Source organism: Micrococcus luteus (assembly GCF_022664405.1).
In the GTDB taxonomy this organism is placed as follows: Bacteria; Actinomycetota; Actinomycetes; order Actinomycetales; family Micrococcaceae; genus Micrococcus; species Micrococcus luteus.
In genome coordinates, this window is the sequence record NZ_JAKRLB010000005.1 from 45,591 (window position 1) to 70,255 (window position 24,665).

Consider the following 24,665-nt stretch of genomic DNA (forward strand, 5'->3'; position numbering starts at 1 on the left):
CCGCCCCCTCACGCGAAGCGGGCGCGGATCGCGGCGCCGTGCGCGGGCAGGCGCTCGTCCTCGGCCAGCACGCCGATCCCGTCCGCGACCTCCTCGAGCCCGGTCTCCGTGTAGCGGATGCGCTGCTGCAGGCGCAGGAACGTCACCGTGTTCAGACCGGAGGAGTGCCGGGCCGTCCCCGAGGTGGGGAGCACATGGTTGGACCCGGCCGAGTAGTCGCCCAGCGGCACGGGGGCGTACGGGCCCACGAACACGGCGCCGGCGTTGCGGATGCGCCCCACGAGGGCCTCGGGGTCGCGCGTCTGGATCTCGAGGTGCTCGGTGGCGTAGCGGTCGGAGACCTCCACGGCCTGGTCCATGTCCCGCACCAGCAGCACGCCGGACTGGGGGCCGGTGAGGGCCTCGCGGATCTGGTCCTCGTGGAACGCCCCGGGCACCTGCGCCTCGATCGCCGCCAGCACGTCCCGGAGCAGGTCCTCGGAGTCCGTGATGAGCACGGAGGCGGCCAGCGGGTCGTGCTCGGACTGGCTGATCAGGTCCGCGGCCACCCAGTCGGCGCGGGCGGTGCCGTCCGCGATCACGGCGATCTCGCTCGGCCCGGCCTCGGCGTCCACGCCGATCACGCCCTGCAGGGCGCGCTTCGCGGCGGCCACGTACACGTTGCCGGGCCCCGTCACCAGGTCGACGGGCGCGCAGAGCCACCCGCCGTCGTCGTCCTGGACGCCGTGCGCCAGCATGGCCACGGCCTGGGCGCCGCCGGCCGCGTAGACCTCGTCCACGCCGAGCAGCGCGCACGCGGCGAGCACGGTGGGGTGGGGCAGGCCGCCGTGGTCCCGCTGCGGGGGCGAGGTCACCGCGAGGCTCCCCACGCCGGCGGCCTGCGCGGGCACCACGTTCATCACCACCGAGGAGGGGTACACGGCGCGGCCGCCGGGCACGTACAGGCCCACGCGGCCCACGGGGGTCCAGTGGTTCTCCACGACGGCGCCCTCGCCGAGCTCGACCGTGGAGTCCTGGGGGTGCTGGGCGTCGTGCACGAGCCGGGCCCGGCGGATCGACTCCTCCAGGGCGGCGCGCACCCGCGGGTCGAGCCCGGCCAGGGCGGCCTCGAGCGCCTCCGCGGGCACGCGCAGGGCCGGCGGACGGACACCGTCGAACCGCTCGGCCAGGTCCAGCAGGGTCTGCTCGCCGCCGTGGCGGACCTGCTCGATGATCGGGGCGACCACCGGCACCACGGAGGACACGTCCACGTTCGCCCGCGGGATGATGCGGGACAGGTCCGCGGTGGCGGTGTCGAGTGGGCGCAGGTCGGTGACGGAGAGCACGGATTCCTCCAGAGGGGCGGCGGCGGGCCGGCGGGACGGGGCGCGACGACGGCCGGGCCCGGACCGCGCGGACGGTCAGGCTCCATTGTGCTCTTCTCCGGGGTGCGTCCGGGGGTGGGTGTCAGACTGTCGTCATGGTCTTCCCCGCGCTGCCCGCCCTCGCGACCCCGCCCCTGCTGGCCGCCCTGGACCGCCTCCTGGCGGGCGAGACCGTGCCGTCCGGGGTGGAGGGGGACATCCAGGACGGGGCGGCCGCCACCACCCGGGCCTTCGGCGTGGAATGGGGGACGCTGCTGACCGTGCTGATGGCGTTCGCGATCGGCGCGGCGGTCGTGTACCTGGCCCTGCAGGTGGCACGCGTCGTGCTCGTGCGCCGCCCCGCGTTCCAGCACGGCGCCGCGCGGCTGAGCCTGCCGGCCGCCGTCGCCGCCGGCCTGCTGGCCTCCCGGATCTGGCTCGGGGTCATGGCCGAGGAGCAGACCTGGTACCGGCCGGCGTCGTTCCTGATGCTCATCGCCGTGGCCGCGGCGGGCGCGTGGGCTGGGTGGCGCCTGGTCGGCGTGATCGAGGAGGGGATCCTCGGCCGCTACCAGGAGACCGGCGTCGAGCACCGCCGCGAGCGACGCATCCGCACGCAGACCATCCTGATCCGGCGCATCCTCAACGCGGTGATCGTGGTGGTGGCCGTCGCCGTGGTCCTGCTGGGGGTGCCCGAGGTGCGCTCGCTCGGGGCCGGCCTGCTCGCCTCCGCCGGTGTGATCTCGGTGATCGCCGGCCTGGCCGTGCAGTCCACGCTGACCAACGTGTTCGCCGGATTCCAGCTCGCCTTCACGGACGCGATCCGGGTGGGCGACGTGGTGGACATGGAGGGCGTGTTCGGCACCGTCGAGGAGATCACCCTGTCCAACGTGGTGCTCAAGCTCTGGGACGGCCGCCGCATGGTCTACCCGTCCTCGCACTTCACCACCCAGCCGTTCGAGAACTGGACGCGGGTGGGCGCCGAGGTCTCCGGCGTCGTGGAGCTGGACGTGGACTGGCGCGTGCCCATGGACGCGCTGCGCGCACGACTCACCCAGCTGCTCGAGTCCACGGACCTGTGGGACGGGCGCGAGCACGCGCTGCAGGTGACCGACGCGACCGGCGGCGTCGTGCGCATCCGCGCCGTGGTCTCCGCCCGCAACTCCGGCGACCTCTGGGACCTGCGCTGCCTCGTGCGCGAGGACCTCGTGGCCTTCCTGCGTCACGAGCACCCCGAGGGCATCGTGGTGCAGCGCATCGTGGACCGGCACCCCGCCCACGACGACGCGGCCCCCGCCTCCGAGGGCTCCGACGCGGGGGCCCGCAGTGGCGACCCGACGGGCGAGCCGGGCCCGGACGGCTCCGGGGTGGCGACCCGCGAGCCGCGTCCGCGCACCGCGCCGCTGCCGCGCGTCGACGGCGCCGATCCGCGCCCGGACACCCTCACCACACCGCTGACCCGCGTGGGCGACCACTCCGGCCTGTACACCGGCTCGATGACGGCGGTGCAGCGCAACCGCGAACTCGCCGGCCCGGGCGAGGAGGCGTTCGCCGAGCGGCGCGCCCAGCAGGCCAAGCAGGCGGCGGAGGCCGCGGCGGCGGACGAGGCCGGGCGGCGCAGCGGCGCCGGCTCCCACGTGGACGGCCTCCTCGACGACGCCGTCACGCGCCGCCGTCAGGACGACGAGGACTGAGGCCCGGCGGGAGCGCTCAGCGCTCGCGCGTCGGGTCCCCGGGATCGACGGGCGTGTGGTCCCCGTACTGCCGGTACTCCTTCACGCACAGCACGGGCTGATCGATCTCCTGCAGCAGCTCGTCCGAGACCGATCCCATGACGAACCGGCCGAAGCCGCCGCGGCGGCGCACGCCGATGACCACGATGGACGGGTCCAGCTCCGCGGCCACGTCCTTCATCTCCTCCACCGTGGACCGGCCGCGCGCGTACTGGCGGAACTCGGCCGTCACGCCGGAGGCGTCCAACCGGGCCTGCACGCCGCGCTGCTGCTCCTCCGTGACGAGGGACTTGGTGCGGTGCTCGCCGCCGGGGCCCGCATTGACCACCACCACGTGCTCGCCGGTGGAGCGGGCGATGTCCAGGGCGGTGTCCAGAGCGGCGTCCGCGGCCTTCGAGGGGGCGTAGCCGACGAGGATGGTCATGGGGTGCCTCCGCGGGGTCGAGGGACGGGTCTGAGGTCAGCGTAGTGCGGGCCGGGCCCGCGGCGGAGGGGCTCAGTCCTCGCGCAGGTGGCGCAGGTGCGCGGCCACCGTCTGGACGGCCACGCGGGCCACGGTGCCGGTGAGGCCGGGGTAGATGCGCGGGGCCAGGTCCTCGGGCGTGATCGTCGCCGCCTCGGTCTCGGGCAGCGCGGCCAGGGCGGCGCGGATCTGCTCCAGGCGGCCCTCGCGGTGGTGCCGGTAGTCGCGGGCGACGACGTCGAGCGGCTCCGGCACGGGCCCGTGCGCGGGCAGCACCGTGAGCGGGCCCGCCGCCTCGAGGCGGCGCAGGCTGGCCAGGTAGTCGGTGAGGGTGCCGTCCGGGTGGTCGAGCATGGTGGTGCCCGAGCCGAGGATGGTGTCGCCCGTGAGGACCGCGCCGTGCGCGCCCGCGTCCGGGACGGCGAACGAGTAGGAGTCCGAGGTGTGGCCCGGGGTGTGCCACGCCAGCACCGGGGTGCCGGCGACGTCGATCCGCTCGTCCGGCGTCAGGACGGCGGCTCCGCCCCGGCACCAGTCCGGGTCCGCGGCGCGCACGGGGGCGCCCGTGGCCGCGTGGAACGCGTCCACCCCGCCGGTGTGGTCGGCGTGCCGGTGCGTCACCAGGATGAGCGCGATCCGGCGCCCCTCGGCCGCCGCGCGGACGCGCTCGAGGTGCGCGGCGACGTCGTCCTCCGGACCCGGGTCCACCACGACGGCCGCATCCGAGTCCGGTGCGGCGACCACGTACGTGTTGGTGCCCGCGAGGGTCATCGGGGAGGGGTTCTGGGCGGTCACGCAGCGCACCAGCGGGGCGGGCGTGGAGCCGGGCGTGGCGGTGGTCGTCGTCATAGGCTCGAGTGTATGGAGAACCAGCAGACCGGCCAGGCCGCGGACCGCGGCACCATCGACACGCGCGCGGGCCTCAAGGGCAACTACGTGCAGTCCGGGGCGGAGTTCACGCGGGACACGAACTACATCGCGGACCGGATCGTGGCGGACCCGGAGGCCGTGCGGGCCCTGCCCGTGGCCGAGCCGTCCACGGTCGGCCGCGTGGGCGGCGGGCTCACCGAGGGGGCCGAGGCGTGGCCCGTCGAGGCGGGCCGCTACCGGCTCGTGGCGGCGCGGGCATGCCCGTGGGCGAACCGGACGATCATCGTGCGTCGCCTGCTCGGCCTGGAGGACGCGATCTCGCTGGGCACCCCGGGGCCGACCCACGACGAGCGCTCCTGGACCTTCGACCTCGACGCCGGCGGGAAGGACCCCGTGCTCGGCACCGAGCGGATCCAGGAGAACTACCTCACGCGATTCCCCGACTACCCGCGGGGCATCACGGTGCCGGCGATCGTGGACGTGCCGACGGGCGGCGTCGTGACCAACGACTACCCGCAGATCACCCTCGACCTCTCGACGGAGTGGACCGCGTTCCACCGCGACGGCGCCCCGCAGCTGATCCCCGACGCCGGGCCGGAGCGGGACGAGATGTTCGAGGTGATCGAGCGCGTGTTCACCGAGGTGAACAACGGCGTGTACCGGTGCGGCTTCGCGGGGTCCCAGGAGGCGTACGACGCCGCGTACGAGCGGCTGTGGACCGCGATGGACTGGCTCGAGGAGCGTCTGACGACGCGCCGCTTCCTGATGGGGGAGCGGATCACCGAGGCCGACGTGCGGCTGTTCACCACGCTGGTGCGGTTCGACCCCGTGTACCACGGGCACTTCAAGTGCAACCGGAACAAGCTGACCGAGATGCCGGCGCTGTGGGGCTACGCGCGCGACCTGTTCCAGACCCCGGGCTTCGGCGACACGATCGACTTCGCGCAGATCAAGGAGCACTACTACGTGGTCCACGAGGACATCAACCCGACGGGCATCGTGCCCGCGGGCCCGGAGCTGGCGAGCTGGCTGAGCGAGCACGGGCGTGAGGCGTTCGGCGGGGACCCGTGGGGCGGCGGCACCGCACCCGGGCCCGTGCGCGAGGACGAGCGCGTGGACCCGGAGCACACGCCGCTGCGGTGAGGTCGCCCGGCCCGGTCCGCAACGCGGGTTGAGTTGTCGCGGGTCCCGGGCTGGGACACCCGCGACAACTCAACCCGCGTTGGCATGTGGTGCGGGTGAGCGCCAGCAGGACGCGCCGAGGATTGTTGAACAATCCCCCCTCATGCCTCAAGATTGTGTGACCGGCACCTCAGCCGGGCCCGATCCGAGAGGACTGCACTGTGTCTCACGCGCCGCAGATCGACCTGAACTCCGACGTCGGCGAGTCCTTCGGCTCGTGGACGATGGGGGACGACGCCGCCATCATGCCCTCCGTCTCCTCCGCCAACGTCGCGTGCGGCTTCCACGCGGGCGATCCCTCGGGGATCGCGCGGACCTGCCGTGACGCGGTCGCCGCCGGCGTCACGATCGGCGCGCACGTGGGCTACCGCGACCTCGCCGGCTTCGGCCGCCGCTTCCTGGACTGCACGCCCACCGAGCTGGCCGACGACGTCCTCTACCAGATCGGCGCCCTCGACGCGCTCGCCCGCGCGGCCGGCGGCCAGGTCCGTCACGTGAAGCCGCACGGCGCCCTCTACAACACGATCGTCCGTCACGAGGCGCACGCCCAGGCCGTCGTCGACGGCGTCAAGGCGTTCGGCTCCGACCTCCCGCTGCTGCTCCTGCCCGGCTCCGTCGCCCTGGACAAGGCCGCCGCCGCGGGGCTGCGCGGCGTCGCCGAGGCCTTCGCTGACCGCGGCTACAACCCGGACGGCACGCTGGTCTCCCGCCGCGAGCCCGGCGCGGTCCTCCACGACGAGGACGCCGTCGCCGCCCGCATGGTGCGCCTGGCCACCGAGGGCGTCGTCGCAGCGGTGGACGGCACGGACGTGCGCGTCGACGCCGAGAGCATCTGCCTGCACGGCGACACGCCCGGCGCCGTGGCCATGGCCGCGGCCGTGCGCCGCGCGCTCGAGGGCGCGGGCGTGTCCATCAGGGCCTTCGCATGAGCGCCCCACGTCACCCCGCCGCCACACCGCCGGCCCGCGCGATCCGCTGGGTCGGCACGCAGGGCTTCCTCGTCGAGTGCGCCTCACTCGAGGACGTCATGGCCGTCCACGCCCACCTCACGGCCCACCCGGAGCGCGGCCAGCGCCAGGTCATGGCCGCCGCCGCGACCGTCCTGGTGACCTTCACCTCGCAGGCCGCCGCCGAGCACGCCGCACCGCGGGTCAGCACTCTCACCCCCGACGCCGGTGAGGTGACGGGGGGTCGGATCGTCGAGATCCCCGTGGTCTACGACGGCGAAGACCTCGCCGAGGTCGGCCGGCTCACCGGGCTCGGCGTCGACGGCGTCATCCGGGCCCACAGCGAGGCCGACTGGTTCGCCGCGTTCGGCGGCTTCGCGCCGGGGTTCATGTACTGCGCCTCCGAAGCGGCCCCGTTCGAGGCGCCCCGCCGCAGCTCGCCCCGCACGGCCGTCCCCGCGGGCGCCGTCGCCGTCGCCGGGGCCTTCTCCGCCGTCTACCCGCGCACCTCGCCCGGCGGCTGGCAGCTGCTCGGGCACACCACCGCGGCCCTGTGGGACCTCGGCCGCGAGCAGCCCGCCCTGCTGCAGCCCGGCGACCGTGTCCGCTACGTCCCCGTGCGCCCGACGGCGTCCGTCACCTCCGGCACGGACGCGGCGGTCGACGCCACCCCGCCCGCCGACGCCGCGGCCGGCCTCCCGTCCGTGGCCGGCCGCCGCGGCGTCACCGTCGTGGACCCGGGGCTCCTGACCCTGGTCCAGGACCTGGGCCGCCCGGGCCTGGGCGACCTCGGCGTCGTCGCGTCCGGCGCGGCCGATCGGGACGCGGCACGCCAGGCGAACCGGCTCGTGGGCAACCGCTCACGCGAGGCGGTGCTGGAGACCGTCCTGGGCGGCCTCACCCTCACCGCGCACGGCCACCAGGTGATGGCCCTGGCCGGCGCCGAGGCCGGCGGGACGATCACCGCGGCCGACGGCGCCACGCGCCGGGTGCCCGCCCGCACGCCGTTCGTCGTGCTGGACGGCCAGACGCTGACGGTGGACGAGCCGGTCGGCGGCCTGCGCGTGTACGTGGGCCTCCGGGGCGGGATCGACGTGCCGCCCGTGCTCGGCAGCCGCTCGATCGACACCCTGTCCGGGCTCGGCCCCGCCCCGCTGACGGCGGGGGACCGCCTCGCCCGCCGCGTCGGCCCGGATGCGAGGGGCGCCGCCGGCGCCTCCGCCGCGAGCCCGACCGCCGCCGGCGCCCCCGCCTCGGCGGAGGCCGGCGTCGCGACGGTGGGGGACCCGGAGACCTCGCTGCGCCCCATGCCCGCGCCCGGCCAGGTGGCCGTGCTGCGCGTGGTCCCCGGCCCCCGCGACGACTGGTTCGGCGAGGCGGGCCTGGAGCGCCTGTTCACGCAGGACTGGGACGTGAGCCAGCAGACCGACCGGATCGGGGTGCGCCTCACGGCCCCCGACGACGGCGCGCCGCTCGAGCGCGTGCGGGAGGGCGAGCTGAAGTCCGAGGGCGCCGTGCGCGGCGCGCTGCAGGTGCCGCCCTCGGGTGAGCCCGTCCTGTTCCTCTCCGACCATCCGGTCACCGGCGGCTACCCGGTGATCGGCGTCGTGGCCCGCGCGGACCTCAGCCTGGCGGCCCAGCTGCCGCCGGGCGCCCGCGTCCGCTTCGTCCCCCATCCCCGCCCCGGCGCCGAGACCGTCGTCGACTCCGCATCGCCCTCCGAGGAGACCCCCGCATGACCACCACCCCCGCCGCCCGCCCCGTCACGCGGGTGCTCATCGCCAACCGCGGCGAGATCGCTGTGCGCGTGGCCCGCGCCGCCCGCGACCACGGCATCGCCTCGATCGCCGTCTACTCGGATCCGGACGCCGACGCCCTGCACGTGGCCGTCGCGGACGAGGCCTTCCACCTGCCGGGCGCGTCCTCGGCGGACACCTACCTGAAGATCGACGCGGTCCTCGACGCCGCCCGCCGCGCCGGCGCCGACGCCGTGCACCCGGGCTACGGCTTCCTCTCCGAGAACGCCGACTTCGCGCAGGCCGTGATCGACGCCGGGATGACCTGGATCGGCCCGTCGCCGGACGCCATCCGCGCCCTCGGCGACAAGATCACCGCCCGCTCCCTCGCCCAGCAGGCGGGCGCCCCGCTCGTGCCGGGCTCGGACGGCCCCGTGCCGGACGCCGCCGCCGCGCGCGCGTTCGCCGAGGAGCACGGCCTGCCGATCGCCATCAAGGCGGCCTTCGGCGGCGGCGGCCGCGGCATCCGCGTGGTGCGTGAGCTCGGCGACGTCGAGGACGCGTTCGAGGCGACCGTCCGCGAGGCCGTGGCCGCGTTCGGCCGCGGCGAGTGCTTCGTGGAGCGCTTCCTGGACCGCCCCCGCCACGTGGAGGCCCAGGTCCTCGCCGACGAGCACGGCCACGTGGCCGTGCTCGGCACCCGCGACTGCTCCCTGCAGCGCCGCAACCAGAAGCTCGTGGAGGAGGCCCCGGCGCCGTTCCTCACGGACGAGCAGCGCGAGCGCATCCACACCTCCGCCCGCGAGATCTGCCGCGCCGCCGGGTACACCGGGGCCGGCACGGTCGAGTACCTCGTGGCCCCGGACGGCCTCATCAGCTTCCTGGAGGTCAACACCCGCCTGCAGGTGGAGCACCCCGTGACCGAGGAGGTCTTCGGCGTGGACCTGGTGCGCGAGCAGTTCCGCATCGCCGCCGGCGAGCCGCTGAGCATCCCCGAGGACCCGACCCCGCGCGGCCACGCCCTCGAGTTCCGACTCAACGCCGAGGACCCGGCGTACGGCTTCCTGCCCGTGCCCGGCCCGATCGACGCGTTCGAGGCCCCCACCGGCCCCGGGGTCCGCATGGACTCGGGCGTCCGCACCGGCTCCGTGGTGCCGGGGGAGTACGACTCCCTGCTCGCCAAGCTCATCGTGTGGGGCGAGGACCGCGCCCAGGCCGTCGCCCGCGCCCGCGACGCCCTGGCCGAGCTGCGCATCGACGGCGTGCCCACCGTGGTGCCGTTCCACCGCGCCGTGCTCGAGCAGGACGCCTTCACCTCGGGGGACCGCCTCGGCGTCTACACCACGTGGATCGAGTCCGAGTTCGCCGAGCCGCTGGCCGAGTCCCCCTACCTGGGCGCCGAGGTGCCCGCGGGCGGCCGCACCTCCGTCACCGTGGAGCTGGACGGCCGCGCCGTGCGCCTGGGCCTGCCCGCCGATCTCTACGCGGCCCTCCTCGGAGGCGGCGGCGCGGGTGCCGCGGCCCCGGCCGGCGCTGCCGGCGCCGGGAAGCCCGACGACGACGGCGCCGTGGCCTCGCCGGTCACCGGCACCCTGGCCTCGTGGAAGGTCGAGGACGGCGCCGAGGTGGTCGAGGGTGACACGGTCGCGATCGTCGAGGCGATGAAGATGGAGACGCCGATCCGTGCCCCGCGTGCGGGCCGGATCCAGCTCCTCGTGGCCGAGACCCCGGCCTCGGTGACGCGCGGCCAGGCGATCGCCCGGCTGGGGGCGTGAGGGTGCCGGCGCGCGGCGGTGTCACCGGGGAAGGCCTCGCGCCCGGCGTCGGCGGCGGCGAGTCCGCCCCGGCTCCGGCTCCCGTGGCCGCGGCCGCACAGCTGCGGCAGCGGATCGCGGCGGCCGGGCTCGTGCCGGGGGAGCGACTGGGAGAGGTGGCGCTGGCCGCCGAGCTCCAGGTCAGCCGCAACAGCCTGCGCGAGGCGTTCACCATGCTGGCCTCGGAGGGCCTCGTGGAGCGCCGGCCGCACCGCGGGGTGTTCGTGGCGGCGCCGGGTCCGGAGGACGTGCGTGGGCTGTACCGCACGCGTCGGGTGATCCAGCTCGGCGCCCTCGAACACGGTGAGCTCACCCCCGGCGCGGCGCGCCAGCTGCGCTGTGCCCGGGACCTGCTCTCGGGCGGCCCGGACACCCCCGCGCGGGTCCTGGGTGACGCCAACCATCGCGTCCACGTCGGCATCGTGGACCTGGCCGGCGCCCCCGAGCTCACGCGGCTCATGGCGTCGGTGCAGGCCCGCGTGCGCCTGGCGTTCCATCCCATGGACGAGCAGACGCGCCTGCACGTGCAGTTCGCGGACCGCAACCGGTGGATCGTGGAGCGGCTGCTGGCCGGCGACCTGCCCGCGGTGCACGCCGTGTTCGGCGACTACCTGGACGAGGCGGAGCAGTTCGTCCTGGCGCACCTCGCCGCCGTGGGGGACTGACCGCCTCCCCGGGCCCCGACGGTCACGGGACCTGGAACATCCGGTCCGGCAGGTCCGTGATGAGCATGTGCCCGGGCGCGTGCGTGATGGCCAGCGGCGGGCGGGACTCCATGATCGCCGCCTGCGGCGTCACCCCGCACGCCCAGAACACGGGCAGGTGGCCCTGCGGGACCTCGACGGCGTCGCCGAAGTCCGGTGCCGCCAGGTCCGTGATCCCGAGGCCGGCCGGGTCGCCCACGTGCACGGGCGCGCCGTGCACCGCGGGGTAGCGGGAGGTGATGCGCACGGCGTCGGCCACGCGGTCGGCGGGGATGGGGCGCATCGAGACCACGAGCGGGCCCGAGAGGCGGCCCGCCGAGGCGCAACGCCGCGTGGTGCGGTACATCGGCACGTTCACGCCGGCGTCCTGGTGGGCCATCCGGATGCCCTCGGCCACCAGGGCGGACTCGAAGGTGAACGAGCAGCCGATCACGAACGTCACGAGGTCGTCCCGCCACACGTCGAGCAGATCCGTGGGGCGGTCCGTCTCGACGCCGTCGCGGTACACCACGTACTGCGGCACGTCCGTGCGGACGTCGCCGTCCAGCGCGGGGCCGTTGACCTCGCCGGCCTCGAAGACGCCGAGCAGCGGCACGGCCTGGGGGTTGCGCTGGGCGAAGAGCAGGACGTCGTAGGCGTGGTCCTGCGGGATCGAGACGAGGTTCGCCTGCGCGTAGCCGTCGGCGATCCCCGAGGTCGGCCGCACGAGCCCCGCGCGGAAGCGCTCGCGGGCCTGCGCGGGGGTCGTGGCGCCGTCCAGCGGCGGCAGCGGCGTCGTCGTGGTCATCTCAGGCACCGGTGATCATCTCGACCATGGGGATGAACCCGCGCACCGCGATGAACACGGAGACGATCCACGCGAGCGCGCCGATCACGAGCAGCCACCCGGGGTAGCGGTAGCCGTGCAGCAGGTCGCGGCGGCGCCAGGCCACGTACAGGAGGGCGGCGAAGCCGACCGGCAGGATCATGCCGTTGAACGCGCCGGCGAACACGAGCAGCGTCTGCGGTGCCTGGCGCAGCGCCAGGTAGAGGGCGGTGCAGACCACGATGAAGGCGACCGTCAGCAGGTTGCGGGTGCGGGCGCTGGTGGTGGAGCGGGTGACGAAGCTGATCGAGGTGTACGACGCACCGATCACGGAGGTGACGGCGGCGGCCCACAGGACGATGCCGAACATGCGCAGGCCGATGTCGCCGGCGGCGGCCTGGAAGGCGGAGGCGGCCAGGTTGTCCTTGGACAGCACCGCCCCCGAGGCGACGACGCCGAGGATCGCCAGGAACAGGAGGGCGCGCATCAGGCCGGTCACGAGGATCGAGGCCACGGAGCTGCGGGTGATGTCCTGGACGTCGTCCACGCCCTTCACTCCGGAGTCGATCATGCGGTGGGCGCCCGCGTAGGTGATGTAGCCGCCGATGGTGCCGCCCACGAGGGTGACGATCACGAAGAAGTCGACCTCCTCCGGCATCACGGACTGGCGCAGGGCCTCGCCCACGGGCGGGGCGGAGGTGATGGCCACGTACAGCATCAGCAGGATCATGACGGCGCCGAGCGCCACCACGATCCGGTCCAGGGCCACGCCGGCGCGCTTGGAGAGGAAGATCAACAGCGCGATGAGCGCGGAGACGCCGCCACCGATCAGGGGGTCGACGCCGAGCATGGCGTTCGCGCCGAGGCCGGTGCCGGCGATGTTGCCGATGTTGAAGACCATGCCGCCGAGGAACACGAGCGCGGCGAGGACCCAGCCGAGGCCGGGCAGGACGCGGTTCGCCAGCTCCTGGGCGCGCATGCCGGAGACGCCGATGACGCGCCACACGTTCATCTGGACGGCGATGTCGATGAGGATGGAGACCAGGATGGCGAACGCGAACGCGGCGCCCATCCGGACGGTGAACGTGGCGGTCTGCGTGATGAAGCCGGGGCCGATGGCCGAGGTGGCCATGAGGAACATGGCGCCGAGCAGGGCGGTGCGCCGGGTGGCGCTCGCGGCACGGGAGTCGGTCTTCGGTGCGGTGCCCGAGGGGGTCGAGCCGTCCGGTCCGGCGTGGGGGATGTCTGCGTGGGACACGGTGGTCACCTTCGTCGAGGGCGCCAGGCGAGGTGACGGGCGTCACGAGGCGCTGGGGAGACGGTAGCTGTTGTTGAACAATCCTGGCAACAGCGAGACCGGGTGCCGTGGCGTCCCCGTCCGAAGGAACGCCTCACCTGCCTGGCGCGCCCCGCCCCGCGCCGCGACCATGGAGACATGTCGCACACGTCTGAACAGTCCTCGCCCCTGTCCGATCACCTCCCGCCGGGCGGTCCCGACGAGCCGCACGCCGCCGGCGGCGTGCATGCCCGCCTCAACTGGCTCCGCGCGGGTGTGCTCGGCGCCAACGACGGCATCGTGTCCGTCGCCGCCACCGTCGTCGGTGTCGCCGGCGCGACGACGGCGCTCACCCCGATCCTGCTGGCCGGCGCCGCCGCCGTGGTCGGCGGCGCCTTCTCCATGGCGCTGGGCGAGTACGTGTCCGTCTCCTCGTCCTCCGACTCGCAGAAGTCGCTGATCGCCAAGGAGCGCCGTGAGCTCGAGGAGGATCCCGAGGGCGAGCTGGAGGAGCTCGTGCAGCTCTACGAGGCGGACGGCCTGAGCCGGGCCACGGCCGAGGCCGCCGCGCGGGAGCTCACCGAGAAGGACGCGCTCGCCGCGCATCTGCGCATGGAGCTGGGCATGGCGGAGGAGGACGTCGTCAGCCCGTGGGCCGCCGCCGGAGCGTCCTTCCTCGCGTTCCTCGTGGGCGCGCTGCTGCCCTTCCTGACGGTCGTCCTGGCGCCGGTGGGCCTCCGCGTCCCGTTCACGTTCGGCGTCACCCTCGTGGCCCTCGCCGTCACCGGCTGGGTCGGGGCCCGGCTCGGCGACGCGCCCGCGCTGCGGGCGGCCGTGCGCGTCGTCCTCGGCGGCGCCCTGGCGCTCGGCCTGACCTTCGCGGTGGGCTCGCTGCTGGGGGCGTCGGTCGCCTGATCCGCGCCGGAGGGGTGGGCCGGCCCGGCGCCCGTGGCCGCGCCGAGCCGTGGCCAGCGGAGCGGCCCCGGGGGCCGAGGACCGTGCGCATACCACAGGCGCCCCCCGTCGAGTTGAAGCGACGCCCACGGTTCGCGTAAGGTGGGACGGCGCACGCCGCGTTGTTCTCGTCGTTCCATCGGTCAGGTGACCGGGCGGACGGCGGGTCGGAAAAGCAACGCGCTCCCGCAGACCGGATCCCGGGACGTCCTCAGGGCGGACCGGGGCTCACCGTCCACACCAGCGATCCCATAAGGAACTTCGGTTGGCTCTCACCCAGCCTGGTCCCCCTTTTCGAGAAGTCGCAGTAAGAGTGCGGTGTCCACACCCGGGGCGGGGCTCACAACAGGTGTCCGCGGACAGGTCCGCGGCTCGCCGCCATGCGGGTTCCGCCCGTCCTTTTACTACTACTTGCCACGAGGAGTGATCATGGCAGCTCACTGCCAGGTAACCGGGGCTGGGCCGGGATTCGGCCACAGCATCTCCCACTCGCACCGTCGCACCAAGCGCCGGTTCGACCCGAACATCCAGAAGAAGACCTACTGGGTCCCCTCCCTGCGCCGCAACGTCACCCTGACGCTGTCCGCCAAGGGCATCAAGACCATCGACGTGCGCGGTATCGACGCCGTCGTGGCGGACCTGATCGCGAAGGGAGTGAAGCTCTGACATGGCCAAGGACAAGGACGTTCGTCCGATCATCAAGCTGAAGTCCACCGCCGGCACCGGGTTCACCTACGTGACCCGCAAGAACCGCCGGAACAACCCGGACCGCATCACCCTGAAGAAGTACGACCCGGTGGTCCGCAAGCACGTCGACTTCCGAGAGGAGCGCTGAGATGGCCAAGAAGTCCAAGATCGCCAAGAACGAGCAGCGCAAGGCCATCGTGGCCCGTTACGCCGAGAAGCGTCTCGAGCTGCGCAAGACCCTCGTGGACCCGAACGCGTCGGACGAGGCCCGCGAGGCCGCCCGTCTGGGCCTGCAGAAGCTGCCCCGCGACGCCTCCCCGGTCCGCGTGCGCAACCGCGACGCCATCGACGGTCGCCCCCGCGGCACCTTCCAGCGCTTCGGCATCTCCCGCGTGCGCTTCCGCGACATGGCGCACCGTGGCGAGCTGCCCGGCGTGACCAAGTCCTCCTGGTGACCTGAGGCCCGGTCTCCGGGCGCTCGGCACCACCGCGACGGCGGCGTCCCTCCTGAGGAGGGGCGCCGCCGTCGTCGTGCCTCGGGGATCAGGGCCACCCAGGTCACGGGAAATCGCGGATTCTCGCGGTTCAGGGGGCGATTCGCCCGCGGAGAGATGGTACGTTCACAACTGGCAGCCCGGTCCGAACGGCCCGGGAACCGTAACCGACGTCCCATAGGGAGGACCCATGGCCATGAACCGCAAGGAACTCGTCGCCGCCGTCGCCGAGCGCTCCGGCAACACCCAGGCCGCCGTCAGCGATGTGCTGGACGCCCTCTTCGAGGTGTTCACCGCCCAGGTCAAGAAGGGCGAGAAGGTCTCGATCCCGGGCTGGCTGGCCGTGGAGCGCACCGAGCGCAAGGAGCGCACCGGCCGCAACCCGCGCACCGGCGAGGAGATCACCATCCCGGCCGGCCACTCCGTGAAGGTGACCGCCGGCTCCAAGCTCAAGGCCGCCGCCTCCGAGTGATCCCGGCCGCGGCGGGCGTCCCCGGACCCACGCCGTACGCCGCAGGACGGGCGTCCCACCCTCGGGTGGGGCGCCCGTCGTCGTCCCCGGCCGCGTAGGATGGGCGGACGATCGTCCGGCCGACGTGGACCGGGGCCGTCAGGAGAGGAGTCGTGGCATGCGCAGCGCCGTCGCCGCCGCTCCCTGGGCCCCGTCCAGCCTCGAGGACGCCCGTCCGCGCGTCGTGCGGGGACCGGCCCGTCTGGCCCGGGGCTGGGCCGGGGCCCTGGCGATGACCGCCCTGGCCGCGCTGTTCCACACCGCCGCCGAGCCCGGCCACGGGTTCCCCGAGGTCGGCGTCGTCGCCTTCGCGGCCGTCCTCGCCGCCCCGCTCTGCACCGCCCTGGCGGGCCGCGCCCTCTCGCTGTGGCGCACCGCCGCCGCCGTCGCGATCGCCCAGGGGCTGTTCCACGTGCTCTACGGGCTCGCCGCCGGCGGCCACGCCGTGGCGCCGGCCGCCGGCGTCGACCCCGCCCACCTCGGCCACGCCCGCCCCGGCGCCGGGGCCCTCCTGGCGCCGGGGGAGGCCCTGTCCGGCGCCCCCACCGGCCACCTGACCGATCTGCGCATGCTCGCGGCCCACGTGATCGCCGCGGTCCTCACCGTGCTGGTGCTGCGGCGCGGTGAGGCCCTCGTGCTCACCATCGCCGAACGCGTGGTGGCCGCCGTCTGCCCGCCGCCGGCCACGCACGGCCCCCTGCCGACGCCGGCCCGCCTCCGTGTCCCCGTCCCGCCGGTGCTCCGGCCGGCGACGTCCCTCGCCCTCCTCAGCTCTCCGGGGCGGCGCGGCCCGCCGTTCGCCCTCGCGGCCTGAGGACGCCGGCTCCGTCCGCGTCTCGAGGCCCGACCGCGCCCGACGACCCTTCGGAACGGTCCGCCCGCGACTCCCGTCCGGGACCGCGGCAGACCCGTGAGGACACCACCATGCATCACCAGACCACCCCTGTCCGCCGCGCCGCTCGCGCCGCCGCCGGACTCGCCCTGCTGCCCGCCCTCGTCGTCGCCGGGGCCGCCCCCGCGGCCGCACACGACGAGCTCATCCGCACCGCCCCCGCGGTCGACGAGACCGTCACGACGGCGCCGTCGGAGGTCTCGCTGACCTTCAGCGGCGACCTGATCGACGGCGAGGGCATCCAGAACCTCCTGCAGGTCCGCGACGCCGACCGCAACCAGTGGCAGTCCGCCGCCGGCACCGTGGACGGCCCCACCTTCTCCGCGCCGCTGTGCGAGGGGCTGCCCAACGGCGACTACGAGGTCGCCTACCGCGTCGTCTACTCGGACGGGCACTCCGAGGAGCGCTCGTTCGACTTCGCGGTGGACGACCCGGCCGCACCGGCCGCCGGCACCGCGCCCCAGGGCTGCGGCTCCGCCGTCTCCGGGGCCTCGATCGCCGCCTCCCCGGAGGCCGCGGCAGGCCAGGGCGACGCCGTCTCGGCCGAGGCGACCGCGCAGGCGGACGCCTCCGACGCCGCGCAGCCCGCGGACTCCGACGCGCTGCCCGCCTGGGTGTGGGTCGCCGGCATCGCCGGCCTGGCCGTGCTCGTGGTGGCCTTCCTCCTTATGGGCCGCCGCGCCCGCGCGCTCGGCCACCTCGACGACGGCCGCTGACCTCTGACCCCCGGCCGGCCCCACGAGGGGACCGGCCCCGCCCTCGCGCGCCCGCACGCCCCGCGCGTCGTCGCGCGCCCGCCTGACAAGGAACCCCACAGACATGACCACCTCCTCCCCCCGCGCCCCTCGCCGCCTCGGCGCCGCCGCCGTGCTCGCCGTTGCCGCCCTCGGCCTGACGGCCTGCGCCGGAGACGAGGCCGGCTCCGCCCCGAGCGCGTCGGATGCCTCGAGCGTCGCGCCGGCCACGGGCGCCGCCCCGGCCTCGGATTCCTCGTCGGCCGCGTCCACCGCGGACGGCCAGGCCGCCGGCCTCACGATCACCGACCCCTGGACGAAGGCCACCGAGGAGGGCATGACCGGCTCCTTCGGCATGCTCGAGAACTCCTCGGACCAGGACCTGCACGTCGTCGGCGTCCGCTCGGAGCTGGGTGAGACGGTCGAGCTCCACGAGATGGTCTCCGGCGAGGACGGCCAGATGGTGATGCAGCGGAGCCCCGACGGCTTCACCGTGCCCGCCGGAGGGAGCTTCGAGCTCGCCCCGGGCGGCAACCACGTGATGTTCCTGGGCCTGACCGACCCGATCGAGCCGGGTGAGGACGTGACCTACGACCTCGAGCTGGAGGACGGCTCCACCCTCGAGGTCACCTCCGTGGTCCGGCCCTTCACCGGCGCCAACGAGTCGTACCACGGTGGCGAGTCCCACGAATCGGAGGACCATGCCGACCACTGACCCCGCCGGCCGGCCGGACGACCACCACGGGTCGGGCGGGCGCGAGGGCGCCCGCCCGGCCCCGGGGGGCCCCTCCCGCCGCGGCCTGCTCCTCGGGGCGGGCGCGGTGGGCGGCGGCCTGCTGGGCACGGCACTCGGCTATGGCGCCGGCCACGCGTCGGCCTCGACCGCCCCGGGCGCGTCTACCGCGCCCGGGGCGGGGGCCTCGCCGTCCGAGGTCATGGGCGACACCGGCATCGAGGGCGACGTCGGCCGGGCCGGCTGGGCCGAGCCCGGCGGCCAGGCCGCCCGGGTGGCCGTCAGCTCGCCCGTGGGCACGGACACCGTGCCGTTCCACGGGCCGCGCCAGGCCGGCGTCGACACCCCCGCCCAGGCCCACGCCGTCTTCCTCGCCCTCGACCTGCGCGAGGACGCGGACCGGGTGCGCATCGAGCGGATGCTGCGCCTGCTCACCGACGACGCGGCGCGCCTGACCCAGGGCCGCGCCACGATCGCCGACACCGAGCCGGAGCTCGCCGCCGCCCCCGCGCGGCTCACCGTGACGTTCGGCTTCGGCCCGGAGCTCGTCCGCCGCGTGGCCCCGGACCGGGCCCCGGCCTGGCTGCGCCCGCTGCCGGCGTTCGAGCAGATCGACCGCCTGGACCCCGCGTTCAGCGACGGCGACCTCCTGCTGCAGATCTGCGGCGACGACCGGATGTCCGTGGCCCACGCCCGGCGCATGCTCCTCAAGGCGGCCCGGCCGTTCGCCACCGAGCGCTGGGTGCAGGAGGGCTTCCGCTCCGCCCGCGGCGCCCACCCCACCGGCACCACCATGCGCAACCTCTTCGGGCAGGTGGACGGCACCGGCAACCCGGCCGCGGACACCCCGCACCTCGATCGCGTGGTGTGGGGCGTGGGCGCCGAGCAGGTGGGCGTCACCCCGTGGATCGCGGACGGCACGTCCGTGGTGATCCGGCGCATCGAGATGCTCATGGACACGTGGGACGAGCTCGACCGCCCGGCCAAGGAGAAGGTCATCGGCCGTCGCCTCGGCACCGGCGCCCCCCTCACGGGGGAGCAGGAGCACGACGAGCCGGACTTCGACGCCGTCGGCCCCACGGGCTTCCCGGTCATCTCGGACATCGCGCACCTGCGGCGGGCCCGCGGGGAGGAGCCCGAGTACGGGATGCTGCGTCGCAGCTACAACTACGACGACCCGCGCGGGGCGCTGGAGGCGGGCTCCGGCCTGATCTTCGCCGCCTACCAGGCGGACGTGGACCGACAGTTCGTCCCCGTCCAGGCCCGGCTCGCCGAGTCGGACCACCTGAACCTGTGGACCGTGCCCGTCGGCTCGGCGGTCTTCGCGATCCCGCCCGGCTGCGCCGAGGGCGGGTTCGTGGGCGACGCCCTGTTCGCCTGACCCAGGGGCCCGACGACGGCGGGGCCGCTCCCGTCGTCGCCGGGCGTCCGCACGCTTTGAGAGGATGGACCCCATGTCCGCCGCCACCGCCCCCGCCCGGGGCAGCCACCCCGCCGAGAACGACGACGCCGCCCGCCCCGGTCCGTCGGGGCCGGTCGGTGTGCCCCGGTGGATCTGGGTGCTCGTGGCCGCCGCGGGAGCCGCCGGCCTCGCCGCCGCCGGCTGGCTGACCGGGGTCACCGCCGCACGCCAGCTCTCCGACCCGGGGTGGATCACCCGCTGGGGCGTGCCCGTGGGGGAGCTCGTCTCCAACCTGGCGATGTCCCTGACCATCGCGGCGCTGATCTTCGCGGCCGGGGTCCTGCCGCCGCACGCGGCGGGCACGGAACGGTGGCACCGCTCCGCCCGGCAGCGGCGCGAGGACGCGGACGCCGCACCGCTGCCCGAGCACCCCGCGTTCACCCGCGTGATGCGGATCGCCGCCGTCAGCGCCGGCGTGTGGACGGTGGCCGCGCTGGCCGTCGGCGTGCTGTCCTACTCGGATCTCGCCGGCATCCCCGTCACTGCGGGGCAGGGCTTCACGGACGGCCTGGCGGCCTACGTGGTCGGCATCTCGGTGGGCCAGGCGTGGTTCTGGGTCACCGTGATCGCCGCCGTCGTGACCACGTTGGCGATCGCCGTCCGCTCCCACAACGGCCTGTTCTGGACCGGCATCCTGGCGATGCTCGCCCTCGTGCCCCTGGCCCTGATCGGGCACGCGGCGGGCGGTGACGACCACACCGGCGCCGTGAACTCGATCGGCCTGCACCTGCTCGGCGTCGTCGTGTGGGTGGGCGGACTGCTCGTGCTCGTCGCGATCTCGGACACCCTCGTGGGGCCCAACGGGGCGCAGGGGCGGGGCCGCAGCCTGCGCCGGCAGGGCCCGGCGCCCCTGCTGCACACGGTCCTGACCCGCTACTCCGTGCTCGCCGGGCTGGGCCTGGTCACGGTGGCGCTGTCCGGCGTGGTCAACGCGTCGATCCGCATGGACGATCCGGCCCAGCTGCTGAGCCCCTACGGCATCCTCGTGTCGGCCAAGTTCCTGGCGGCCCTGGGCCTCGGCCTGATCGGCCTGCTGCACCGCCGGTGGGTGATCCCCCGCCTCGACGCCGGCCCGGACCGTCCCAGCCCCGCCCCCGCGCGTCGCCTGCTGTGGCAGCTCATCGCCGTGGAGGCCGTGATCATGGGCGCCGTCATGGGCGTCTCCTCCGTGCTCTCCCGGACGGCCCCGCCCGTGCCGGAGGAGCTCGCGCCGGACGCCTCCCCGGCCCGCATCCTCACCGGCTACGAGCTGCCGCCGGCCCTCGAGGGCGCCCGGTGGATCACGATGTGGCGGTTCGACTGGCTGTGGGTCGCGATCATCGCGTTCCTGACCCTCTGGTACCTGCGCTCCGTGTGGCAGCTGCGCCGCCGCGGCGACCGCTGGCCCGTGCTGCGCACCGTCGCGTGGCTCGCGGGCCTGGCCGTGCTGCTGTGGGCGACCTCCGGGTCCCCGGCCGTGTACGGCCGCGTCCTGTTCAGCGCGCACATGGTGGGCCACATGACGCTGACGATGCTCAGCCCCGTCTTCCTCGTCCTGGGCGCGCCGATCACCCTGGCGCTGCGGGCCCTGCCGTCCCGCACGGACGGGACGCGCGGCCCGCGCGAGTGGATCCTGTGGATCGTGCACTCCCCGTGGGGGCGGTTCATCACGAACCCGATCGTGGCGGGGGTCAACTTCGCCGGCTCGATCCTGGTGTTCTACTACACGGACTTCTTCCGGTTCTCGCTGGAGACCCACGTGGGCCACGAGTTCATGAACGTCCACTTCCTGCTGACCGGGTTCCTGTTCGCCCTGGTCATGATCGGCTCGGATCCGCTGCCGCGCCGGCCCCCGTACGCCCTGCGGCTCGTGCTGCTGATGGCCACGATGATCTTCCACGCCTTCATCGGCGTCGCCATGACCTCCTCCACCGGCCTGATGCAGGCGTCCTGGTTCGGCAACATGGGCCGCGACTGGGGCCCCACCGCCCTCGAGGACCAGCGCATCGGCGGCGCGGTGATGTGGGGCATCGGCGAGTTCCCCACCGTGATGATGGCGGTGATGGTGGCCGTGCTCTGGTATCGCAGCGACCGCAAGAACGCGGTCCGGCTGGACCGGCAGGCCGACCGCGACGGCGACGCGGAGCTGCGCCGCTGGAACGAGATGTACGCCCGCATGCACGGCACCCCGGTCACCGACGCCCCGAGCGGCGCCGAGCCCGTGGCCCGTGACTCCTCCACCGGCCCCGAGGAGGCCCGTGATGTCCGCTGACCTCCTCCCTCCCCTCGGCCGCCCGGCCGCGCCCCGGCGTGGTCGGCTGCGCCTCGCGGCCGCCGTCGCCGCCGGCCTGCTGGCCCTGACGGGCTGCAGGGCCGGGGACGGCGATCCGGCCGCCGCGTCCGCGCCCGCGGACGGAGTCCACGGCGACGCCGGCACCGCGGCGCCCACGGAGTCGGCGGCCCCGGAGGGGCTCGGCCTGGGCGACCGTCAGGACGAGCGCATGGCGCAGGCCGCGGCCGAGCGTGCGGCCACGTTCGGCTTCGTCCGGCAGCGGGCCGCCACGGCGGAGGAGATCGACGCGGCCCGCGAGGACTCCCGGGACCGGCGCGCGGACGCGGACCGGACCACCGTGCAGCCGGCGCAGTGCAAGGCGCCGCTGACCGCCCTGGACTTCTCCCCGATCGCCCTCGACGAGGCCGAGGCCACGCGCGTGGACGTCGGCGCCGACACCTTCACGGGCACGGGCACCGTGGAGGTCGCCCGGCTCACGGGCCAGGGCCGCCAGGACGTCGAGCGCCACATCCAGACCGTCAACGCCCTGCGCGCCGACTGCCGCGAGATGACCATGACCGTGCAGGAGGGGGACGCGACCGTCGACTACCGCCTCGAGGTCTCCGACGCGCCGCTGTCCGACGGCACGCCGGCGCAGTCCGCCCTCGTGTGGGAGCGGACCGTGGCCTCGGAGTCCGAGCCCCAGCTCACGGCCCAGGTGCTCACCGCCGTCACCTCCGACGCCGTGGTGATGGTCTCCTTCGTGGGCCGGCCCGAGGCCGGGCGCAAGGAGTTCACCCTCATCGCCGAGGAGATGCTGGCCGCCGCCCTGGCCGCCGACTGAGCCGGACCCGCCCGGCGGCGTCGTCTTTCCCCCTGTGACGCCGCCGGCGTCCGCTCACGGCTGACGCGTCCGGGGCGTGCGTCATGATGGTGGACATGACCGCACCGCAGACCCCGAACCCCGCCCCGACCGCTGACGCCCCCGCCGCCGTGCCGCGCGCGGCCACCCGGGTGCGCGCGTCCGAGCTCGTGGGCCGCGGCTGGCTGAACACCGGCGGCGAGCAGGTGAGCCTCGAGGACCTGCGCGGCAAGGTCGTCCTCCTCGACTTCTGGACGTTCTGCTGCATCAACTGCCTGCACGTCCTGGACGAGCTGCGCCCGCTCGAGGAGGAGTTCGCGGACGTGCTCGTCACGGTGGGCGTGCACTCGCCCAAGTTCGAGCACGAGGCGGACCCGGACGCGCTCGCGGCCGCCGTCGAGCGCTACGCCATCGAGCACCCCGTGCTGGACGACCCCGAGCTGACCACGTGGCAGGCGTACTCGGCGCGCGCGTGGCCCACCCTCGTGGTGGTGGACCCGGAGGGCTACATCGCCGCGCACCTGTCCGGAGAGGGGCACGTGGCCGGGCTCTACGGGCTCGTGCGCGAGCTCGTGGCCGAGCACGAGGCCAAGGGCACGCTGCACCGCGGCTCGGGCCCCTACGTCCCGCCCGCCCCCGTGGCCCGGGACCTGTCGTTCCCCGGCAAGGCCGTGTCGCTCGGCGGCCGCGGCTCCCGCCCGGGCACGTTCCTCGTCTCGGACACCGGCCACCACCGCCTCCTGGAGGTCGCCGAGGACCTGACCACGGTGCTCCGCGCGTTCGGCGGCGGGGACCCCGCCACGGCGGACGCGGGCCAGGCCGAGCTCGCATTCCCCACGCCCGGGGAGAAGGGCCACGCGGACGGCGGGCCGGACCAGGCGCTGTTCAACGAGCCGCAGGGCCTGGCGCTGCTGCCCGAGGACGTCGCCCAGCGCGTCGGCTACGACGTCGTCGTGGCGGACTCCGTCAACCACCGGCTGCGGGGCCTGCGCCTGTCGGACGGGCACGTCAGCACCCTCGCCGGCAACGGCGTGCAGAAGCTCATCGACTCCGAGCGCGCCAAGGAGGCCGCCGCCGTCGACGACGAGGGGGACGTCGCCGTCGACCTCGCGGACCTGCCCGGGGAGCCGACCGCGATCTCGCTGTCCTCCCCGTGGGACGTCGTGTGGCACCCCGCCCTGGGGCGTGTGGTGATCGCGATGGCCGGCACGCACCAGCTCTTCGACTTCGACCCCGTCACAGACGCGCTCGCGGTGCACGCGGGCACGGCGCTCGAGGGCCTGCTGGACGGCGACGCCGGACGGGCCTGGTTCGCGCAGCCCTCGGGGCTGTCCGTGGGCGCGGACGGCACGCTGTGGGTCGCGGACTCGGAGACCTCCGCGGTGCGCTGGGTGCGGACCGGGGAGGACGGGCGCCGCGAGGTCGGGACCGCCGTCGGGGCGGGCCTGTTCGACTTCGGCCACGTGGACGGGGAGGCGGACCGCGCGCGCCTGCAGCACGCGCTGGGCGTCACGGCCCTGCCGGACGGCTCCGTGCTGATCGCGGACACGTACAACGGCGCGATCCGCCGGTACGCCCCGGCCGGCGAGGATGCCGCGGGCCGGGCGGTCCCGGCCACGGTGACCACGGTGGCGCGCGGGCTGCTCGAGCCCTCGGACGTGCTCGTGGAGCACGACGCGGACGGGAACGACACTGCGATCGTGGTGGTCGAGTCCAACGCCCACCGGCTCACGCGGCTGGCGGTGCCGGAGGAGTTCCTCACCGTGGACGAGGGCGCGCGGCAGACGCAGCGTCCCCGCACCCCGGTGGTGGCCGGCGACCTGGACCTGACGATCGGCTTCGCCGCGCCCACGGGGCAGAAGCTGGACGACCGCTGGGGCGACCCCACGCAGCTGAAGGTCTCCTCGTCCCCGGAGGAGCTGCTGCTCGAGGGCGCGGGCACGTCCACGGGGCTGCACCGGACGCTGCGGCTGAACCCCGAGGTCGAGGAGGGCGTCCTGCACATCACCGCCCGGGCCGCCGCGTGCGACGGGGAGAAGGGGCAGCCGATCCCCGACCACGCCGCCTGCCACCTGTACCAGCAGGACTGGGGCATCCCGGTCACGGTGCACACCCCGGACCGGGCCCCGGAGGGCGCCGAGACCCGCCTGGACCTGGACCTGCGCGGGATACACTGAGCGCGTCGTCCGCCCCCGACCCCGAAGGCTGCGCC

Annotated in this window: 23 protein-coding genes; 18 read left to right on the forward strand and 5 right to left on the reverse strand. The window is 75.0% G+C overall.

Features of this window, described 5'->3' with window-relative positions; translation table 11 throughout:
* Nucleotides 1-8: 8 nt before the first annotated feature.
* A complete protein-coding gene (gene hisD, locus MF605_RS03365; RefSeq protein WP_134415876.1) occupies nt 9-1,325 on the reverse strand; it encodes a histidinol dehydrogenase in 1,317 nt (438 codons plus the stop codon).
* 134 nt (nt 1,326-1,459) lie between these two features.
* Between hisD and MF605_RS03370 the strand changes: the two genes are divergently transcribed.
* Nucleotides 1,460-3,037 carry a mechanosensitive ion channel family protein gene (locus MF605_RS03370; RefSeq protein ID WP_242821239.1) on the forward strand — a complete coding sequence of 526 codons (1,578 nt, stop codon included), beginning with the start codon at nt 1,460-1,462 and terminating at the stop codon, nt 3,035-3,037.
* A 16-nt stretch (nt 3,038-3,053) separates the two neighbouring features.
* Here MF605_RS03370 and MF605_RS03375 read toward each other — a convergent pair whose 3' ends face one another.
* Nucleotides 3,054-3,500 (reverse strand): universal stress protein, encoded by a 447-nt coding sequence (locus MF605_RS03375; protein WP_242821240.1) that lies wholly within the window; start codon nt 3,498-3,500, stop codon nt 3,054-3,056.
* A gap of 72 nt (nt 3,501-3,572) precedes the next feature.
* Entirely contained in the window at nt 3,573-4,388 is an 816-nt protein-coding gene (locus tag MF605_RS03380) for an MBL fold metallo-hydrolase (RefSeq protein ID WP_134415874.1), read from the reverse strand.
* 12 nt (nt 4,389-4,400) lie between these two features.
* Here MF605_RS03380 and MF605_RS03385 point away from each other — a divergent pair, with 12 nt between their 5' ends.
* The 5 genes from MF605_RS03385 to MF605_RS03405 all read left to right on the forward strand — a co-directional run bounded on the left by MF605_RS03385 (nt 4,401) and on the right by MF605_RS03405 (nt 10,753).
* Complete coding sequence (locus MF605_RS03385) at nt 4,401-5,552, forward strand: glutathione S-transferase family protein (RefSeq protein ID WP_134415872.1); 1,152 nt, start codon at nt 4,401-4,403, stop codon at nt 5,550-5,552.
* A 200-nt stretch (nt 5,553-5,752) separates the two neighbouring features.
* Complete coding sequence (locus MF605_RS03390) at nt 5,753-6,520, forward strand: LamB/YcsF family protein (RefSeq protein ID WP_134415870.1); 768 nt, start codon at nt 5,753-5,755, stop codon at nt 6,518-6,520.
* On the forward strand, nt 6,517-8,277 hold the full coding sequence (locus MF605_RS03395; protein WP_134415868.1) for a 5-oxoprolinase subunit B/C family protein: 1,761 nt from the start codon (nt 6,517-6,519) through the stop codon (nt 8,275-8,277). The genes MF605_RS03390 and MF605_RS03395 overlap by 4 nt, the downstream gene beginning before the upstream one ends.
* A complete protein-coding gene (locus MF605_RS03400; RefSeq protein ID WP_095694949.1) occupies nt 8,274-10,049 on the forward strand; it encodes an acetyl/propionyl/methylcrotonyl-CoA carboxylase subunit alpha in 1,776 nt (591 codons plus the stop codon). Before MF605_RS03395 ends, MF605_RS03400 begins: the two co-directional genes overlap by 4 nt.
* The gene (locus tag MF605_RS03405; protein WP_134415866.1) at nt 10,046-10,753 is read left to right on the forward strand and encodes a GntR family transcriptional regulator; all 708 of its coding nucleotides are present in this window, start codon (nt 10,046-10,048) and stop codon (nt 10,751-10,753) included. The genes MF605_RS03400 and MF605_RS03405 overlap by 4 nt, the downstream gene beginning before the upstream one ends.
* 22 nt (nt 10,754-10,775) lie before the next feature.
* Here the strand turns inward: MF605_RS03405 and MF605_RS03410 are convergent, their stop codons facing one another.
* Nucleotides 10,776-11,588, reverse strand: a complete 813-nt coding sequence (locus tag MF605_RS03410; RefSeq protein ID WP_095694947.1) for a putative hydro-lyase — start codon at nt 11,586-11,588, stop codon at nt 10,776-10,778.
* Nucleotides 11,581-12,864: an NRAMP family divalent metal transporter gene (locus MF605_RS03415; protein WP_041104497.1), complete on the reverse strand. Its 1,284-nt coding sequence runs from the start codon at nt 12,862-12,864 to the stop codon at nt 11,581-11,583. The genes MF605_RS03410 and MF605_RS03415 overlap by 8 nt, the downstream gene beginning before the upstream one ends.
* A 168-nt stretch (nt 12,865-13,032) precedes the next feature.
* On the opposite strand from MF605_RS03415, the gene MF605_RS03420 reads away from it, so the two are divergent.
* The 12 genes from MF605_RS03420 to MF605_RS03480 all read left to right on the forward strand — a co-directional run bounded on the left by MF605_RS03420 (nt 13,033) and on the right by MF605_RS03480 (nt 24,630).
* On the forward strand, nt 13,033-13,788 hold the full coding sequence (locus MF605_RS03420) for a VIT1/CCC1 transporter family protein (protein ID WP_134415864.1): 756 nt from the start codon (nt 13,033-13,035) through the stop codon (nt 13,786-13,788).
* A gap of 468 nt (nt 13,789-14,256) precedes the next feature.
* Complete coding sequence (gene rpmB / locus MF605_RS03425; RefSeq protein WP_002858335.1) at nt 14,257-14,493, forward strand: 50S ribosomal protein L28; 237 nt, start codon at nt 14,257-14,259, stop codon at nt 14,491-14,493.
* Nucleotide 14,494: 1 nt separating this feature from the next.
* Complete coding sequence (gene rpmG, locus MF605_RS03430; RefSeq protein ID WP_002858336.1) at nt 14,495-14,662, forward strand: 50S ribosomal protein L33; 168 nt, start codon at nt 14,495-14,497, stop codon at nt 14,660-14,662.
* A gap of 1 nt (nt 14,663) precedes the next feature.
* On the forward strand, nt 14,664-14,969 hold the full coding sequence (gene rpsN / locus MF605_RS03435) for a 30S ribosomal protein S14 (protein ID WP_002858338.1): 306 nt from the start codon (nt 14,664-14,666) through the stop codon (nt 14,967-14,969).
* A 229-nt stretch (nt 14,970-15,198) separates the two neighbouring features.
* Nucleotides 15,199-15,480, forward strand: coding sequence for an HU family DNA-binding protein (locus tag MF605_RS03440; protein ID WP_002858339.1), 282 nt, complete (start codon nt 15,199-15,201; stop codon nt 15,478-15,480).
* Between the two features lie 157 nt (nt 15,481-15,637).
* Nucleotides 15,638-16,333, forward strand: coding sequence for a hypothetical protein (locus tag MF605_RS11970; protein WP_134415862.1), 696 nt, complete (start codon nt 15,638-15,640; stop codon nt 16,331-16,333).
* 110 nt (nt 16,334-16,443) lie between these two features.
* The gene (locus MF605_RS03450) at nt 16,444-17,127 is read left to right on the forward strand and encodes a copper resistance CopC family protein (protein ID WP_044658837.1); all 684 of its coding nucleotides are present in this window, start codon (nt 16,444-16,446) and stop codon (nt 17,125-17,127) included.
* Between the two features lie 103 nt (nt 17,128-17,230).
* Nucleotides 17,231-17,860 (forward strand): copper chaperone PCu(A)C, encoded by a 630-nt coding sequence (locus MF605_RS11975; RefSeq protein WP_044658838.1) that lies wholly within the window; start codon nt 17,231-17,233, stop codon nt 17,858-17,860.
* Nucleotides 17,847-19,259 carry a Dyp-type peroxidase gene (locus MF605_RS03465; RefSeq protein ID WP_095694942.1) on the forward strand — a complete coding sequence of 471 codons (1,413 nt, stop codon included), beginning with the start codon at nt 17,847-17,849 and terminating at the stop codon, nt 19,257-19,259. Before MF605_RS11975 ends, MF605_RS03465 begins: the two co-directional genes overlap by 14 nt.
* 73 nt (nt 19,260-19,332) lie before the next feature.
* Nucleotides 19,333-21,591, forward strand: a complete 2,259-nt coding sequence (locus tag MF605_RS03470; RefSeq protein WP_044658530.1) for a bifunctional copper resistance protein CopD/cytochrome c oxidase assembly protein — start codon at nt 19,333-19,335, stop codon at nt 21,589-21,591.
* Entirely contained in the window at nt 21,581-22,435 is an 855-nt protein-coding gene (locus tag MF605_RS03475) for a hypothetical protein (RefSeq protein ID WP_178329097.1), read from the forward strand. The genes MF605_RS03470 and MF605_RS03475 overlap by 11 nt, the downstream gene beginning before the upstream one ends.
* Nucleotides 22,436-22,530: 95 nt before the next feature.
* A complete protein-coding gene (locus MF605_RS03480) occupies nt 22,531-24,630 on the forward strand; it encodes an NHL domain-containing thioredoxin family protein (RefSeq protein WP_044658531.1) in 2,100 nt (699 codons plus the stop codon).
* The last annotated feature ends 35 nt before the right edge of the window (nt 24,631-24,665 follow it).

Coding starts and splice junctions, on each gene's coding strand:
- MF605_RS11975 (WP_044658838.1), top strand. CDS start 17,231: ATGACCACCTCCTCCCCCCGCGCCCCTCGCCGCCTCGGCGCCGCCGCC.
- MF605_RS03465 (WP_095694942.1), top strand. CDS start 17,847: ATGCCGACCACTGACCCCGCCGGCCGGCCGGACGACCACCACGGGTCG.
- rpmG (WP_002858336.1), top strand. CDS start 14,495: ATGGCCAAGGACAAGGACGTTCGTCCGATCATCAAGCTGAAGTCCACC.
- rpmB (WP_002858335.1), top strand. CDS start 14,257: ATGGCAGCTCACTGCCAGGTAACCGGGGCTGGGCCGGGATTCGGCCAC.
- MF605_RS03420 (WP_134415864.1), top strand. CDS start 13,033: ATGTCGCACACGTCTGAACAGTCCTCGCCCCTGTCCGATCACCTCCCG.
- rpsN (WP_002858338.1), top strand. CDS start 14,664: ATGGCCAAGAAGTCCAAGATCGCCAAGAACGAGCAGCGCAAGGCCATC.
- MF605_RS03395 (WP_134415868.1), top strand. CDS start 6,517: ATGAGCGCCCCACGTCACCCCGCCGCCACACCGCCGGCCCGCGCGATC.
- MF605_RS03440 (WP_002858339.1), top strand. CDS start 15,199: ATGGCCATGAACCGCAAGGAACTCGTCGCCGCCGTCGCCGAGCGCTCC.
- MF605_RS03400 (WP_095694949.1), top strand. CDS start 8,274: ATGACCACCACCCCCGCCGCCCGCCCCGTCACGCGGGTGCTCATCGCC.
- MF605_RS03375 (WP_242821240.1), bottom strand. CDS start 3,500: ATGACCATCCTCGTCGGCTACGCCCCCTCGAAGGCCGCGGACGCCGCT.
- MF605_RS03480 (WP_044658531.1), top strand. CDS start 22,531: ATGACCGCACCGCAGACCCCGAACCCCGCCCCGACCGCTGACGCCCCC.
- MF605_RS11970 (WP_134415862.1), top strand. CDS start 15,638: ATGCGCAGCGCCGTCGCCGCCGCTCCCTGGGCCCCGTCCAGCCTCGAG.
- MF605_RS03370 (WP_242821239.1), top strand. CDS start 1,460: ATGGTCTTCCCCGCGCTGCCCGCCCTCGCGACCCCGCCCCTGCTGGCC.
- MF605_RS03470 (WP_044658530.1), top strand. CDS start 19,333: ATGTCCGCCGCCACCGCCCCCGCCCGGGGCAGCCACCCCGCCGAGAAC.
- MF605_RS03385 (WP_134415872.1), top strand. CDS start 4,401: ATGGAGAACCAGCAGACCGGCCAGGCCGCGGACCGCGGCACCATCGAC.
- MF605_RS03450 (WP_044658837.1), top strand. CDS start 16,444: ATGCATCACCAGACCACCCCTGTCCGCCGCGCCGCTCGCGCCGCCGCC.
- MF605_RS03380 (WP_134415874.1), bottom strand. CDS start 4,388: ATGACGACGACCACCGCCACGCCCGGCTCCACGCCCGCCCCGCTGGTG.
- MF605_RS03475 (WP_178329097.1), top strand. CDS start 21,581: ATGTCCGCTGACCTCCTCCCTCCCCTCGGCCGCCCGGCCGCGCCCCGG.